A 16,216-nucleotide genomic window follows, 5' to 3' on the forward strand; every position below is an offset into this window, starting at 1 on the left:
CACCCCAGCCAACGCACCCCGATCACCCACATCACACGCCACCACCGACACCGAACCACCCAAACCAACCAACCCACCATCAACCACCACCCCCCGACGACCAACCAACAACACATGCCCCACCCCATAAACCAACAACAAATGCCGCGCCACCAACCCACCCAACACACCAGTACCACCCGTCACCAACACCGTCCCCCCACCCAACAACGGCGGCACGGTGAGGACGATCTTTCCGATATGCCGGGCATCGCGGAAATGGCGGAACGCGTCAACGGCCATCGATACGGGCCAGGTGGTAATGGTCGGTAAACGCAGGGTTCCTTCCGCGAACATGTCGAGGATCGTGGCAAGCATTCGTTGGATCGTTTCTGGTTCGACAGCCAGGATGTCGACGGCCCGGTAGACCACACCGGCATGGTCGGCGGCGACGGCGCCGGCCTCACGTATGTCGGTCTTGCCGATTTCGATGAAACGCCCACCGTGCGGCAGTAGCCGTAGGGACGCGTCGACGAAGTCCTTCTCCAGCGAGTTCAGGATTACGTCCACTCCGCGACCCTCGGTGGCCTCGGCAAACCGTTCACAGAATTCCAACGTGCGAGATGAGGCCGTGCACCGACCGCTGACACCCATCGCCTCAAGGGTTTCCCACTTGTCCTGGCGTGCGGTGGCGAACACGGTCGCGCCGATGCGCTGGGCCAGCTGAACCGCGGCCGTTCCGACACCTCCGGTCGCCGCGTGCACCAGCACCGACTCTCCTGGCCGCAGCCGCGCCACCTCTACCAGCGCGTAGTACGCGGTCAGATATGCCACCGGCACCGAAGCCGCCTGTTCGAAGGTCCACCCGGTGGGTACCGGCGCGAGGAGACGATGGTCCGCTGTGACCTGTGGTCCGATCGAGCCCGATCCGAGCTCGGTGACGATGCCCATGACCTTGTCACCCACGGCGAACCCGGCGACGTCGGCCGCGACTTCGATGACGGTGCCCGCGAACTCCCTGCCCAGCGCCGCGCGGCCGCCGGGAAACATGTCCATCGCGATCAGGACGTCGACGAAGTTCAGCCCGGCGGTCCGTACCGCGACACGCACCCGTCCCACGTCCAGTGGCTCGGTTCCGTCCTCGCCTGGGACGAAGGTCAGGTTGTCCAGGGTGCCGGGATCGGGGATGTCGAGTCTCCAGGCGGTCTCTGGCGGCGGACGTCGCCGGCCGGTGGCCGGTTCCACCCTCGCCAGCACAGGCCGCATCGTCACCCCCGACCTGATGGCCAGCTGCGGTTCCCCATGACTGACCGCCGCGCACAGCGCCCGATACGACTGCGGCTCGCCATCGACATCGGCGATGCCGAACCGGCCGGGGTGCTCGGACTGCGCCGATCGCAACAGTCCCCATACCGCGGCACCCGCGAGGTCGCACACCTCGTCGTCCTGGCTGGTGGCGATGGCTCCATGCGTCACGATCACCAGTCGTTTCGGGTCGAAGCGCTCGTCGGCCAGCCACGACTGCACGAGTGCCAGCGCGCGGTGGGTCGCCGTCCGTACCGCCGACGGCAGGTCGCCGCCGTCCATGGTGGCTCCCGATACCTCGGCCAGCACGACCTCCGCGATTGGCCGGTCCGGACCGTGGGCCGCCGCCAGCGTGGTCAGGTCCGCCACCGCATCGACGTCAACGCCTGCCGCGGTCAGAGCGGCGACCAGCGGACCGCCGGCGTCGATCGCGGCGCACCCGCCGACCGCCGCGGGTTGTGACATGGCCGTCCAGCCCACGCGGAACAACGAGTCACCATCCGCCGCTCGGCCCGCGCGCACGTCGTCCGGGCCGACGGCGCGGAAGACCAGCGAGTCGACCGACACGATCAACTCTCCGGCGCCGTCGACGGCGAGCAGCGAGATCTCGTCGTGGCCCGTCGGCGAGATCCGCACCCGAAGCAGCGAAGCGCCGGATCCGGGTAATCGCACGCCGGTCCAGGAGAATGGCGCCCAAGCGCCGGACATGTGCGGCAGCACGTCGAACACCACGGGGTGCAGTGCCGCGTCCAGCAGGGCTGGGTGCAGGCCGAACCCACTCGTCCGCACCTGTTCCACGGCGACTTCGGCGAAGGTTTCCGTTCCTCGCCGCCACATGCCGCGAAGGCCCCTGAACGCGGGCCCGTAGCAGTAGCCTCGACGCGCGAGGTCGTCGTAGAGCCCATCGATGTCGACCGCTTCGGCATCGTCGGGCGGCCACGTCGTCAGCTCAGCCGGGGCGAGGTCCGTCCGCACCGCGATGTCCGACAGTGTGGCGGTCGCGTGCCGCGACCACGGCTGGTCGTCCGCGGCGTGGTCCTGGCGGGCGTACACGCTCATCGTGCGTCTGCCGGACTCGTCCGCGCCGTCCACGACGACCTGCAGGTCGACCCCGCCGTCGTCGGGTAGCAGGAGCGGAGTCTCGATGACGAGTTCTTCGATCACGGTGCATGCCACTCGGCGGGCGGCCGTCGCGGCCAACTCCACAAACGCCGTTCCGGGAAGTAACGGACGTTCCCAGAGTGCATGGTCCGTCAGCCATGGATGGGTCGACCGCGACAGGCGTCCGGTCAGCAACAAGCCGTCACTGTGCGGCAGAGGGACCGCGGCACCCAGCAGCGGATGATCCATCGGGGTCATACCGAGGCTGGTGGCGTCGCCTGCCTGCACCGGCTCGGCACACCAGTAACGCGATCGCTGGAATGGATAGGTGGGCAGGTCGAGCCGGGCCGGCGCGGTCCCGGCGAACTGCGCCGCCCAGGTCACCGGTGCGCCGTCGACCCATGCCTCCGCCATCGAGACGAGGAGACGTTTCGCGTTGTCCTCGTCACGGTGAAGCGAACCTACCGCGATCCCAGGCCCGGACGCGGTGGCGATGGTCTCCTCCATCGCCACCACCAGCAACGGATGCGGGCTGACCTCCACGAAGATCTGGTGTCCACTGTCCAGCAGTGCACGGGTGGCCGCTTCGAACAGCACCGGGTGGCGAGCGTTGCGATACCAGTAGTCGCCGTCCAATGCCGTCGTATCGATCCGGCTTCCGGTGACGGTCGAGTAGAACGGGATCGCGGAACCGTGTGGCCGCACGGAATCCAACGCGTCCAGCAGCATTCCGCGCAGACTTTCCACCTGTGCGGAGTGGCCCGCGTTGTTGACGCCAGGCAGGCGCCGATGCCGGATGCCTTCGCGGGACAGGTCGGCGATCAGCTCGTCGAGCGCTGGCGGGTCGCCACCCACGGTGGTCGAGGCAGGCGAGTTGACCGCCGCGACGTCGAGCCGGCCTTCCCACTTCGCCAACCGGTCGCGCAACGCCTGCGCGGACACGGCCACCGACGCCATCGCGCCACGCCCGGCCAGTCCGACCAGCGCGCCGCTGCGCACCGCGATGATCATCACCGCGTCCTCGATGGTCAGTGCGCCAGCGACCGCGGCCGCGGCGATCTCACCCTGGGAATGACCGACAACGGCGGCCGGCTCGATCCCGTAGGAACGCCACACCGCGGCCAACGACACCATCATGGTGAACAAGGCCGGTTGCACCACATCGACGCGAGCCAGGTCCGGGGCACCGGGTACGCCACGCAGAACGTCGAGGACCGACCAGTCCAGGTGCTCCGCGAAGGCGTCCGCGCAGGATTGCGCGGTCTCGCGGAACACGGTCGACGTGTCCATCAGGACGTTGGCCATCCCGGCCCACTGCGCACCCTGGCCAGGGAACACGAACACCGCTTTGCCGCCACCGCAGGCGGCGGCGCCCCGCAGAACCGGGGAAACCGGGTCGTCCCGCGCCAATGCCCGCAGGCCGAGGACAAGTTCGTCGCGGTCATCGGCGACAACCACCGCACGATGGTCGAAGACGGCTCGGGAGGCCAGCGAGAACCCGATGTCGACCGCCGACGCTTGCTGGTTGTCGTCCATATAGGACACCAACTCTGTCGCCAGCTGCCGAAGCGCGGCTGGGCTCTTCGCGGAGATCGGCCACGCGACCATACGACGGTCCTGCGGGGTCGCCGGGGACCGGGCATCGCCAGGATCGGCCTGCTCAATGATGACGTGCGCGTTCGTGCCGCCCGCGCCGAAGGACGACACCCCTGCCCGCCGGGGCCGGTCGGTGTGCGGCCACGCTCGGGCCGCGGTCAGTATGCTGACCGCCCCGTCGGACCAGTCGACGTGCGGGGTGGGCGCGTCCACATGCAGGGTCCTGGGCAGTACGCCGGTGCGTAACGCCATCACCATCTTGATTGCGCCGGCGACTCCGGCCGCCGCCTGAGTGTGGCCGATGTTGGACTTGACCGACCCGAGCCACAACGGATGCCCGTTGGCGCGATCGCGACCATAGGTGGCCCGCAACGCGTTGGCTTCGATCGGGTCGCCAAGAGTCGTGCCGGCGCCATGCGCCTCGACCGCGTCGATATCCCCGGTGGTGAGTTGGGCGTTCGCCAGCGCCTGGCGGATCACTCGCTGCTGCGAGGGTCCATTCGGTGCGGTGAGGCCATTGCTCGCGCCATCCTCGTTGACGGCGCTGCCGCGAACCACCGCCCACACCGTGCGGCCCTCCCGCCGCGCGTCGGACAGCCGCTGCAGCACCAGCATGCCGGCCCCCTCGGACCAGCCGGTGCCGTCAGCCGCAGCCGCGAACCCCTTGCACCGTCCGTCTTTCGCCAACGCGCGTTGCCGGCTGAACTCGACGAACATCGTGGGGGTGGCCATGACGGTGACACCACCGGCCAGCGCCAGCGAACACTCACCTGCCCGCAGCGCCTGACACGCCAGATGCAGGGCCACCAATGAAGACGAGCATGCGGTGTCGAGCGCGAGCGCCGGGCCCTCCAACCCGAAGACATAGGCGATCCGCCCGGCGAGAACGCTTGTCGTGCAGCCGGTGTAGATGTATCCCTCCAGATCCTCCCGAGCCACTTCCGCGAGTCGGTCGTACTGCTGCGGAATCACTCCGGCGAAGACGCCCGTGGGGCTGCCGCGCAACGCGGCCGGGGTGAACCCGGCCCGTTCGAAGGCCTCCCAGCACACCTCAAGCAACACCCGCTGCTGTGGGTCCATGGCCAACGCCTCGCGCGGGGAGATCCCGAAGAGTCCGGCATCGAAACCGGCGGCATCATCGAGAAATCCGCCCTCGTGGACGTAGGAGGTTCCCCGATGGTCCGGGTCGGTGTCGAACAAGCGCGCCAAGTCCCAGCCACGATCGGCGGGAAAACCGCCGATGACGTCGCGGCCCGCGCTGACCAGGTCCCACAGGTCCTCCGGAGAACGCACTCCCCCGGGAAAACGGCACCCGATGCCGACCACCGCGATCGGCTCGCTCGACGTCGTTGTCGGCGTCGGCGACGATGCCAACGACTCCCGAGGACGGGACTCATGGTGGAGAAACCGCGCCACCGCCGCAGGTGTCGGCTGATCGAACACCAGACTCGTCGGCAACGCCAGACCCGTTGCCGATGTCAGGCGTTCCTGCAACTGTACGGCGGTGATCGAATCGACACCCAGCTCCTCGAAGGAGAACTCGCCGTTCACCTGCTGTGGGTTCTCGTAACCAAGGACCGTTGCCACTTCCTGCCGTACCAGGTCCAGCAGGTCGTGCGGCGCTGACTCGGGAGCCAATGCGGCCGGCTCCGGCCCGTCCTGGAGCCAGTGCCTGCGCCGCTCGAAGGCGTAGGTGGGCAGGTCGATCCGCTGACCGCCAGTGGCCGCCAGGATGGCGGGCCAGTCGACCTCGACACCGCGTACGTGGTCCTCCGCCAGCCGATCCAGGCCGCGGCGGCCACCATCAGCGTCCTCCCGCCGCTGCTCGGTGACCGCTCCCTGGATGACATTGGGCGCCGATTCGCCGTGTTCCAGAGCCAGCAGGCCCCGCAGCGACTCGTGTCGATCCGCCGTGCCCAGGACCGCCGCCCGATGGGCAAAAGCCTCCCGGGTGAGCGCCAGGGACCACGCCACGTCCTCTGTCCTCAGGTCTGGACGAGACTCGACATGAAGGCGGAGGGCTCGTGCCTGAGCGCGCAACGCGTCGGCGGTCTTGGCGGAGAGGACCCAGACGACAGGTCCCGGCGGCGCCGTGGCCCTCGGTAGGTCGGGTGCGGGTGGAACAACGAGGTCGGAGAGGACGACGTGACAGTTCGTACCCCCCATGCCGAACGAGCTCACTCCGGCCAACCTCGGGATCTCCAGCCGATCCCAGTGCTCCCGGTGAGTCTGCACCCGCAGCCGCAACTCATCGAGCGGGATCTCCGGATTCGGCGACTCGAAGTTCAGGCTCGGCAGGAACTCCTCGTGCGAAAGGGACAGACAGGTCTTGAGAAGACCGGCTATCCCCGCGGCGCCCTCCAGATGCCCGATGTTCGTCTTGACCGAGCCAACACGAAGCGGGAAACGACGCCCTTCGGCCGCGCCCAGCACGGCGCCCAGCGCCGCCGCCTCGACCGGGTCGCCGACGCGGGTTCCGGTGCCGTGTAGTTCCACATACTGAACCTCACCCGGCTCGACGGCTGCCCGCTGGCAGGCCAACCGCAGGACCTCCCGTTGCGCAAGGACATTCGGGACCACAAGACGACCAGGTCCATCGTTGTTCACCGCACTGTTACGAATCGTGCAGTAGACCCGGTCCCCGTCGGCCAACGCGGACACGAGTGACTTGAGTACGACCAGGCCACCCCCCTCACCGCGGACGATGCCATTGGCTCGGGCGTCGAAGGTGTGGCAGCGGCCGTCCGGCGACAGCGCGCCGAAACTCGCCGTCTCAGCCGTACTGTGCGAGGTCAGCATCAGGTTGACGCCACCGGCGAGCGCCACGGCACACTCCCCGCTGCGCAAGCTTTGCAGGGCAAGGTGAACGGCGACCAACGATGACGACTGCCCGGTATCCATCGCCAGACTCGGTCCATTGAGCCCGAGAAAATGGGAGACGCGATTCGCCATCATGGCCCGATTGAGGCCGGCGAGGGTGTGCTGGCCCACGGCCGCGATACCGCGGCGGTGGACCAGCACCGCGTAGTCGTCCCGCATGGCGCCGACGAAGACGCCGGTGCGGCTGCCCGCAAGCCGGTTCGAGGTGATTCCGGCGTCTTCCAACCCTTCCCAGGCCAGCTCCAGCATCAATCGTTGCTGCGGGTCCATTTGGCCCGCTTCCCTCGGTGAGATCCCGAAGAAGCCGGCGTCGAACTGATCGACGGAGTCGAGGTATCCACCTGGACCGGCCGTCTCGTCACCAGTCAAGCGATCGCGGGACGGCTCCGCGATCGTGGCTGTGCCATCCCGGAGAATCCGCCAGAACGCACTCGGCGTGGAAGCACCCGGAAACCGGCACGCCATACCGATGACGGCGACATCATCCCTGCTCACAGCATACCGATCGATCACGATGAACCTCCCGGCCGACCACAGCGGACGCTACGCCGGAAGACCGGGACCAACCAGCCCGCGTGCCGTTCCACGGCACACTCTCGACGAGCTGGATGCAGGGCACGGTGGCGTGAGGTGATCGCCCGTCCACAGCGGCTGATCGGGGTGGAACGATCCAGCCGACCCCGTTCGCGAGCCAGGCGCTGGCACGGATGTGGCAGTCGCGGGGCGACATCCCGGAGGCGGGAGGCGTGATCGGACAGTCGCGCGGGGAGATCACCGCCGCGGTGGTCGCCGGTGCACTGTCGATGCCGGACGGGCTCGTGTTCAACCACCGCCGTGCCGAGTTGACAGCGCCAGGGCGAGGTCGGCGGGCCAGCCCGCGCGCAGCGCGAGCCGATGCGCGATCACCGCGCCCCATCGAATGACCCAGCACGATGCCGGACCGATGCCGTGACGGGGGTGGCGCGTTTCGAGGTCCGCTGCGAGGTCGTCCAGAGTCGGCAGGCGCCCGTCACGCTGCGGTGCGGGCGGCTCCAGGACGACCACACGCCAATCGTTGGGAGGTGCTCCTTCAGTCGACATGGATCGGCGTCCCTATCCCGGTCGAATTCTGGTGGCCGCTCACCAGCATTCGACCAGTCCGCCCTTTACGGACGCTCCTTAGGGGACGGTGGCGGTTGCCTCAATGGCGTCGAGTCCGAATGCCTGCAGCAGTCCCGCCTGGAAGCGGACGTAGCGGTAGGGGGTGGTGGTGGCCGACTGCCGATCGCGCAGGAAACTGTCGATGACGGTGTTGGTGTCCCGGCGACCAGGTTCGTCGCCGACGAGTTGAACACGACGTACCGGCCGTCCCCACTGATGGCCAGTGCCCTCGACGCGCCGTTGCCCTGGGTGCCACCGGTGGCGACGCTCATCCGCTCGGTCGCGCCCGACTGCCGGTCCCGGACGAAGACGTCGTCGACCCCGTTGGTGTCCCCGGCGACCAGGGTCGTCGCCGACGAGACGAAGGCGACGAACCGGCCGTCGTCGCTTGTCCCGAAGGGCGTGAACGTGTCGCTCTCATCGTTGCCCTGCGTCCCTCCCGTGGATATGCTGACCAACTCCGTACTCGCCGGCGCGGCAACAGCCGGTGCCGACGTGACCAGCAGCGCGGTCATGGACGTGACACCGACCACCAGCCCGGCCGACGCCACCCTCGCCAAGCGACGACGACCTCCAGCGATGTTGGCCATCACGGCTGCTCCTCTCGGCAAGACCGAACCAAGCCGGACCACAACGGGTCCCAACGGAGTCCAAACGCTATGCCTGGCCGTGACACGACCTCAACGGAGCGTTCCGCCGGGCGGCACACAGGTTTCCCGCTCGCTCGGCGAACCCGCGTCCCGCGGGGCGGCACACCTTGTTGCGAAACAACAACGCCGCTACGTAATGTCCCGCTGCCCGATCACTCTCGACAGGAGAACCAGATGAGGCGTCGTCTTCTTGTTCATTTGTCCGCAATTCTGGCAGCGGTTGCCGCGTCCGTCCTGGTCGGGACGGTGCCCGCGCACGCCGACATCCTGGATGTCACCTGCGTCCCGCCAAGCAGCGCAGTGGTGGAGTTCGACCCGCCGCTGGACAACACCGCGAGCGCGACCGACGTGAGCCTTTCAGTCCAGTATGGACCGTGCGTGTCACTCAGCGAGGGAGACCTGACCTCCGGGAGCAGAACCAACGAGGTCTCCGGGGCGCCGCTGAGCTGCACCAACGTCCTGTCCCCGAACACGGTGACGTTCACCATCGCCTGGAACACCGGCGACACCAGCACGGTGACCGCCAGCCGCACGATAACGACGACCCCCGCGTTGGCGCTCGTCACCCTGACCGGAACCGTGACCAGCGGCCTGTTCGCAGGCGACGCCTTCGTCGAGGCGCTGGTCAGTTCCCGGCTCGAACTCGTCTCCTGCCAACTCGGATTGACCACTGTGGACAGTCTCTTCGGCACGGTCAGCACCTCGATCTCCTCGGTGTGACCCCCTGCGTAGAAGTCCGGTTCGGAGACGTCACCCCCACCGGGTCCAGCGGGTTCGCCCGTTGGATCCCGGTGGGGATCGCCAAGTTGCCGCCTCGCCGAAAGCGGCCAGCCCGTGGACGTGATCGGGCACAGCCAGGGCAACCTGGAGATCCGCTGGGCCGTCAAGTGGTGGACCAGCCTTCAGCCCAAAGTAGACGATGCTGTCCTGCTGGCCAGCCCGAACAACGGCGATGTGCTCGCCAACCTCGGTTGTGTGCTGCCGTGCTACGCCGCGGGGAGCCAGTTCAGTCTGGCGTCCAACTTCATCACCGCCCTCAACGACGGGGACAAGACGCCAGGTCCGATCTCCTACACCAACCTCTACAGCACCACCGACGCCCTCGTCCCGGTCGCCAGTGCCCCGCTCGACACGGCCACCAACATCTCCATACAAAGCGTATGCCCGCTCCGAGCGGTCACGCACGGCGGGATGCTCTATGACGCCGTGACCTACCTGCTCGCCGTCGACGCACTCACCAACTCCGGCACCGCATCGCCAAGCCGCCTACCCGCCAACAAGTGCTCACAGACAATTCTGCCCTACCTCACGGTGCTGGAGGCCGCGCTCACCAACGCGGCGTTGCTGGCAACAGCTGTCGTACGCCTCGGCCTGGCTGACGTGGTGACCGCCGAACCGGCACTCAAGCCGTACGCCACATAACTACTCACGACACTCGCCACCCCGGGTCGACACTGTCCGACGTCCAGTGCGGGCCGCCCGCGCTCGCCCGTAGGATCTGGTCTTCGGCCAGGTCTGTCGGACCGGGTCGGCGGGGGCGGCCGCCGCCCTCGGCGTCTGGTGCTGGTCGGCACACCCGAACAAGCCGCCACCAATGCATGCCTGGTCGTCGCGGACCCCGCAGCTCGGCGCACGGCCCGTGACCGTCACGACGTGGCGCGGCCATGTTGGCGTTGGGTATGCCCAGCATCGGACGGCGACGCTGACGAAACGCAGCCAGACGACTTCGTAGTTCGTGTCTGGACCGCTGACATCGTTGGGACGCAGTAGCCCAGTGGATGGCGACGGCACGATCATGACTGGCCTCCTGTGATGCTGCTCTGGACAGAGGTCCAGGCGACGAATGCCTCTGGGAGACTGGGCAATCGTGTCAGCCGATATCTTCATCAACTACCGCGGCATCGATGCGGACTACGCGCCCGCCCTGCTCTTCGAGCGTTTGTCCCGCCGCTTCGGCAATCGCAGGTTGTTCCTGGACGACCGGACGATCGCTCCAGGCGAGGACTACGTGCGGCGGTTGCTGGAAGGTGTCCGCGCCTCGAAGGTGCTGCTTGCCGTCATCGGTCCCCGGTGGTTCGCTCGTGACGACACCGGCGCGCGCCTCATCGACAATCCGAACGACTGGATCCGCCGCGAACTGGCGACCGCCTTCGAGTGCGGGGTCATCGTCATCCCGGTGTTCACCGAGGGCGCCAGGCCACCGCGTCCCACCGAGTTGCCGGACGACATCGAACAACTGGGCCGGCAGAACGGACTGCCACTGCGACGGGTCCGTTCCGGCGACGACATCGAGTCCATCGTTCGCAGAGTCTCGGTGTACGTGCCTGCACGTCGACGCCGCTTCCTACTCATCGTCGTGGCGACGGCCATGCTCCTGCTCGGCGTAGGGGTGGTGCTGCCATCGGTGCTGAGTCAGGACCAACACCCTTCCGCTCCCGGCCCCGGCACGACCACGTCGGTGACTCGGACAACTACCACGACCTCGCAGGAGAACCGGACGACCGAGTCGTCGTCCACGCCTCCCACGAACGAACCGGAGCTCTGGTGGGAGGGCACGCTGACGCTGGACGGCAACGCGTTCTCCACGGGCTACACGCTTGACACGTCCCCGCCCTCGCGTCAGCCGGCCGGTGACATCGGCCTGGTGTGCCAACTCGGCTGCGCCGCGAACGAAATCGGCGGCACCGAGTTCGCCGCATGGACCGACGCCGGTTTCCCGGCACGGGAGCAGTGCGCGAACCTGCTGAACAGCAACCCGGGTCAACGGCTCCTGAGCGTGAAGGTCGGCACCAAGGCATGTTTCGGCACCGTTGAGAAGCGCGTCGGGCACCTGGAGGTGGTCGAGATCAGCGGACGGGGGCAAATGAAGATCGACGTGAAGGTGTGGAACGTACCGCCGCGATGACCGCTGCGGGCCTGCCGAACCGCTCCAGCTGGCCAAGCCCTCTCCAGTTCCGCTTTTCTTGGTCATCGCCATCATCCATTGCCCGATGCGGTTCTGTCGTGCCGCGGCGCGGCACGGTGGCATGTCACTGTGTGCGGGGGCGCCCAAGATATGGGACCCGTGTCCGCCGCGACGCATTCATGCTGGACTGAGCCCCGGACTGTATGGCGGTACCAACGCGAGGTGGGGAGTCCGATGAGCGGTCACAACGGGGGACGGTTCCGGGTCGGTGTGGCTGCCGTAGCGCTGTTGCTGGGTGGGCTGGCGGCACCTGGCCCGGCCGCTGCCACGGGGCTGGAGTTCGGGCCTGGCGCGCCGGTCAACCCGGCGACGGCACCGGCGGGTGGTGCGAGCAGCCACGGTGACAGCGCCTCGTCCAAGACCTTCACCGGTGCGGGTCCGGCTGGTTCGCCGGTGGTGGTGACCCGGTCCACGTTGCTCGCCGCCTGCCCCACCCTGCTACACGGCAGCGACGGTCAGTTGCTCGGGCTGTGTACCGACGTTCTCGGCCAGACGCCCGCGGTACACGTGCTGGACAACGCGACCGGGTTCCCGCTGGCCCGGCTGTCGATCGCCAAGGGCAGTCTGCTCGGCGGGGTCTACGCCTACCTGGACGACCAGGACCAGGTGGTGATGGTGGACGGCAACCGCGATCTGCTGCACATCGCGCATCACCGGGGACCGTTCGGCATCTGGACGCTGCGGGTCACACAGCGGATCCCGCTGGCCGCCGCGATAGCCGCCGACGACGCGGTGACGGGTGTGATACCCGGGTACGACGGGCGGGTCTGGTTTGTCACCGGCAACGGCACCGTCGGGGTGGTGGACACCGCGACGAACGCGGTCGGTACCTACCAGCTACCGGCCGGTGAGCGGGTGGACAACAGCATATCGACCGTTCCCGGCACTCTCGCGGTCACCAGCGACCACGCGCTCTATCTCTTCGACACCAACGCCGCCGTTCCGCAGCCTCGCTGGCGCTACGCCTACGACCGCGGACCCGCCCGCAAGCCCGGCCAGCTCAGCTGGGGCAGCGGCGCCACACCGGTGTTCTTCGGGCCCACCAACGGCTACGACTACGTGGCGATCACCGACAACGCCCGTCCCCGCATGAACCTCCTCGTTCTGCGGACCGGCGCCGCGACCCCGCAGCCGGTCTGTAGCCAGAGCCTGTTCGCCAACCAGCCGGCCAGTGGCACCGAGAACGCGCCCGTCGCGGCGGGGCGTGCCGTGTTCCTCACCAACACCTACGGATACAACTACCCCACCCTGCCGCCCGACGCCGGCCCCAGTGTCCCCGACGATGCCACCTTCACCGGCGGCCTCACCCGCGTCGACGTGCGCGCCGACGGCAGCGGCTGCGAGGTGGCCTGGGAGTCCGCCACCCGCTCCGCCGCCCTGCCCCGACTGTCGGTCACCGACCGGCATCTCTACACCGCCATCCAGAACGGCCCCGGCACCGAACTGGACCCGTTCTCCTACGCCGCGATCAACGCCGACACCGGTGCGGTCACCGACCAGGCGCTCCTGGGCTCGCTGCTCGGCAACCCACTGCAAACCGCGGGCACCGCCATCGGCCGCGTCTACTACCAGGGCACTCTCACCGGCATCGCACGCATCGCGCCACTCCAGTAAGAGGCTCTGACGTGCGGATCACCCGCTCAGCGGTGTTGACCGTCCCGCTGGTTCCTGACCGCCTGACGGCGCTGCTGAGCGCGCTCGGCCCAGGTGTCCACCGCGCCGTACACGGCCATGCTCACCGCCACCAGGCCCACGACGCCGGTGATCACGGCGGCGGGGATCAGGTCCAGCACCGAGCATGTCACCGCCACGACGATCAGCCCGAGTCCGATACCGAGCGTCCATCGCGCGAAACCCACCGCACGCCACCTCCCCTGTTCGATCACACCAGATCAGGACCATAACGCTCCACGGCAAGCGGTCCACCAGGTGGGCCGATACGGGCGGAGTACGGGAAGGCTCGTGCAAGCGCTGGCGCCTGGCGTCGCCGACCGCAGTAGCCATTGCGACGAGTTGCCTGCCGAGCGGGGTGAGCGGTGCGCGTCACTGTTCGATCGGTGGCACCTCAGGCGTCCACCCTATCCCGGCAACCGACTTTCTACTCTTGAGTAACTTCTGCGGCCTCCCCTAGCGTGAGTGTCACCTGCCCTGCACCCATGGAGGACTCGATGAAGCGTCCCCTGCTCTCATTCCTTGTCGCGTTCCTGGCCGCACTCGCCGCGCTCGTGGTGACACCGGCCAGCGCGGGCGCGGCCGACCGGCCCGATCCGGTGGTGATCGTCAACGGCACGTTCGGGCCCGCGTTCTTCTACGAGCCCCTCGCCGCGCGGCTGCGTGCCGACGGCAACGATGCGCACATCTTCGAGCTGACCAACCTCGGTACTGGCGACATCGCCGCCACCGCACGGGATCTGGCGAGGTTCGTCGACGGGGTCCGCGCCGCCACCGGCGCGGCGAAGGTGGACCTGGTCGGCCACTCTCAAGGTGGGCTCGTCGCACGGCACTACGTCAAGTACCTCGGCGGCGAGGCCACTGTGGACAGTCTGGTGAGCCTTGGCGCGCCGCACTACGGCACGGCGGTCGCCAACATCGCCGACTTCTTCGGTGCGGGTAACTGCCTCGGCATCGTCGCCTGTCAGCAGATGGCCGTCGGGTCGGACTTCGTCAACGAGCTCAACGCCGGGGACGACACCATCGGTTCCGTGCGCTACACCAACCTGTACACGGCACTGGACGAACTGGTCCGCCCGGTCGCCAACGCCTCGCTGCGGGACGGCGCCACGAACGTGCTGATCCAGTCGCAGTGCCCGGTCCGGGCGGTGGCCCACGTCGGCCTCGCCCTGGACGGCACCGTGTACGACGGTGTGCACGACGCGCTGCTCGGGAATCCGATCCGGCTGAACTGTTTCGCCGTCTGAGCCGGATGCCGGCAGGCCGTGGTCAGGAAACGGCCTGCCGGCACCAGGTCCTAGAGTGGCTGGCGTGATCACCGAGGAAGAACGCACCGCTCGCTCACAACGCGCCCGCGACGCCGCCGTCGCCGCGGCGACCGCCCTGGGACTGGACGCCGCAGAGGCGGAGGTCGTGTACGACGTGTTCTCGGTGGTGGTCGACCTCGCGCCGTCGCCGGTCGTCGCGCGGGTGCCGGTGGTGACCCCGCGCGGCCTCACCTCGTCGGGCTTCCAGCGCACGGAACTGGCCGTGTCACGGTGGATGGCGTCGCGCGGCGAGCCGACGGTCGTGCCGAGCGGACTCGTCCCGGCCGAACCCGTCGTGCGCGACGGTTTCGCGATGACCTTCTGGGAGAAGGTCGATGGCATCGTCCCCAGCGACCACGACGTGGTGAAGCGCATGCCCGCCGTCGCCCGTCTGCACTCGATACTGGCCGAGTACCCGGCGGAGACCGGCTTCTTCCCTGGGATGCAGGGGTACCTCGACCTCGCCTTCGATGACCTCGATGGTCGCGAGGACCTGCTGCCCGCCGCCGACCTGACCCGCGCCCGCGCCGAGTGGGCCGTCCTCTCGCCCGCGATCGAATCGCCCTCGGCCTTCGACCGGATGTTTCCCGGCGTCACCGTTCAGGTGGTCCACGGCGACGCCCCGTACTACAACCTGATCGAGACCGCCGACTCCTTGCTGTACTCCGACTACGAGCACGTCGGCGTCGCACCGGTCGAGTGGGACCTCGCGCACACCGGCGAGGAGGCGATCGCCGCCTACGACGCCGCCGCGGTCGGCCTGGGTTTGCGCACTGTGGACATCGGCGTGCTGCGCGCCATGGAACGCCTGCGCGATCTGCAGATGATCGCCTGCCTGGCGATGGCCCCGCAGCTCCCGTTGCTGGTCGACGGACTGTCGTCGATGCTGGAAACCTGGCGAGCCACCAAACCCTGGCACGACTGACCTCGTCGGAACCAGAGTCGTCGTCATCGCCGGATGGAGCGAGTGATAGGTACATTCGTTTCCGGACACCTTGGATCTTCGGGTTTTCCCTTGCTGTCGCGTTGAGAGGATTCAGTCATGCCTCGGTCAATCGCCACCATTATTGTCGTGTTTTCGGCGGTTCTCACTCTTTCGGTGGTACCCACTCCGGCTCGGGCCGCCGTCGGTGATCTCGTGTGCGCGCCGCCGACGAGTTCCGCCATCACGTTCACCCCGCCGCTCACGACCTCGCCGCAGACCGCGACGGTGCGGTCGACGAATGTGTTCGGGCCGTGTGTCTCGACGACTGTTCCCGCTGTCACGTCCGGGTACACCAGCGTCAACGTGACGGTGCCGAACCGCAGTTGCCTCACGCTGGCCGGCTCGGGGACCAGCACGTCCACCATCACGTGGAACACCGGGCAGACCAGTGAACTGACGCTGAACTTCCTCACCGAGATCGTGGGTGGCGTGTACACCTCCACGGTGACCGGGGCGGTGACGGGCGGCCTGTTCGCGGGAGATTCCGTGGTGAGCAACCAGACGGGGGCAGCGACAGACATCGCGCTGTGTCTGGCTGGGCTGGGAACCGTGTCGAGCATATACACCGTGGGAACGATGACCTTCGTCTGACGGCTGGGTGCACACCGGCGACCTGGGCCACCTCGACGACCAGGGC

Annotated in this window: 12 protein-coding genes; 8 read left to right on the top strand and 4 right to left on the bottom strand. The window is 68.0% G+C overall.

Annotation, left to right across the window (positions count from 1 at the left end):
• The coding region (locus WBA97_RS28100) for a beta-ketoacyl synthase N-terminal-like domain-containing protein (protein ID WP_424233952.1) at positions 1–7,374 on the bottom strand (7,374 nt) is incomplete at its 3' end.
• A 194-nt stretch (positions 7,375–7,568) separates the two neighbouring features.
• Here WBA97_RS28100 and WBA97_RS28105 point away from each other — a divergent pair.
• A complete protein-coding gene (locus WBA97_RS28105; protein WP_424233953.1) occupies positions 7,569–7,784 on the top strand; it encodes a hypothetical protein in 216 nt (71 codons plus the stop codon).
• On the opposite strand, the gene WBA97_RS28110 is transcribed toward WBA97_RS28105, so the two are convergent.
• Together WBA97_RS28110 and WBA97_RS28115 are read right to left on the bottom strand one after the other, a co-directional pair.
• Positions 7,684–7,905, bottom strand: a complete 222-nt coding sequence (locus WBA97_RS28110; protein WP_424233984.1) for a hypothetical protein — start codon at positions 7,903–7,905, stop codon at positions 7,684–7,686. The two genes, WBA97_RS28105 and WBA97_RS28110, sit on opposite strands and share 101 nt — an antisense overlap.
• Positions 7,906–8,006: 101 nt before the next feature.
• On the bottom strand, positions 8,007–8,591 hold the full coding sequence (locus WBA97_RS28115) for a hypothetical protein (protein WP_424233954.1): 585 nt from the start codon (positions 8,589–8,591) through the stop codon (positions 8,007–8,009).
• A gap of 258 nt (positions 8,592–8,849) precedes the next feature.
• Between WBA97_RS28115 and WBA97_RS28120 the strand changes: the two genes are divergently transcribed.
• From WBA97_RS28120 to WBA97_RS28135, 4 genes are all read left to right on the top strand, one after another.
• Positions 8,850–9,371 carry a hypothetical protein gene (locus WBA97_RS28120; RefSeq protein ID WP_424233955.1) on the top strand — a complete coding sequence of 174 codons (522 nt, stop codon included), beginning with the start codon at positions 8,850–8,852 and terminating at the stop codon, positions 9,369–9,371.
• A gap of 120 nt (positions 9,372–9,491) precedes the next feature.
• Positions 9,492–10,073, top strand: a complete 582-nt coding sequence (locus WBA97_RS28125; RefSeq protein WP_424233956.1) for a hypothetical protein — start codon at positions 9,492–9,494, stop codon at positions 10,071–10,073.
• 445 nt (positions 10,074–10,518) lie between these two features.
• Positions 10,519–11,556 carry a toll/interleukin-1 receptor domain-containing protein gene (locus WBA97_RS28130; RefSeq protein WP_424233957.1) on the top strand — a complete coding sequence of 346 codons (1,038 nt, stop codon included), beginning with the start codon at positions 10,519–10,521 and terminating at the stop codon, positions 11,554–11,556.
• Positions 11,557–11,790: 234 nt separating this feature from the next.
• Positions 11,791–13,230, top strand: a complete 1,440-nt coding sequence (locus WBA97_RS28135) for a hypothetical protein (RefSeq protein WP_424233958.1) — start codon at positions 11,791–11,793, stop codon at positions 13,228–13,230.
• Positions 13,231–13,256: 26 nt separating this feature from the next.
• On the opposite strand, the gene WBA97_RS28140 is transcribed toward WBA97_RS28135, so the two are convergent.
• A complete protein-coding gene (locus WBA97_RS28140) occupies positions 13,257–13,475 on the bottom strand; it encodes a hypothetical protein (RefSeq protein WP_424233959.1) in 219 nt (72 codons plus the stop codon).
• Between the two features lie 309 nt (positions 13,476–13,784).
• Between WBA97_RS28140 and WBA97_RS28145 the strand changes: the two genes are divergently transcribed.
• The 3 genes from WBA97_RS28145 (at position 13,785) to WBA97_RS28155 (ending at position 16,170) form a co-directional block, all read left to right on the top strand.
• Complete coding sequence (locus WBA97_RS28145; RefSeq protein WP_424233960.1) at positions 13,785–14,534, top strand: esterase/lipase family protein; 750 nt, start codon at positions 13,785–13,787, stop codon at positions 14,532–14,534.
• Positions 14,535–14,598: 64 nt separating this feature from the next.
• Positions 14,599–15,519: an aminoglycoside phosphotransferase family protein gene (locus WBA97_RS28150; RefSeq protein ID WP_424233961.1), complete on the top strand. Its 921-nt coding sequence runs from the start codon at positions 14,599–14,601 to the stop codon at positions 15,517–15,519.
• 117 nt (positions 15,520–15,636) lie between these two features.
• Positions 15,637–16,170, top strand: a complete 534-nt coding sequence (locus WBA97_RS28155; protein WP_424233962.1) for a hypothetical protein — start codon at positions 15,637–15,639, stop codon at positions 16,168–16,170.
• Positions 16,171–16,216: the final 46 nt, after the last annotated feature.

This window comes from Actinophytocola sp. (assembly GCF_049647105.1).
Taxonomy (GTDB): domain Bacteria; phylum Actinomycetota; class Actinomycetes; order Mycobacteriales; family Pseudonocardiaceae; genus Actinophytocola.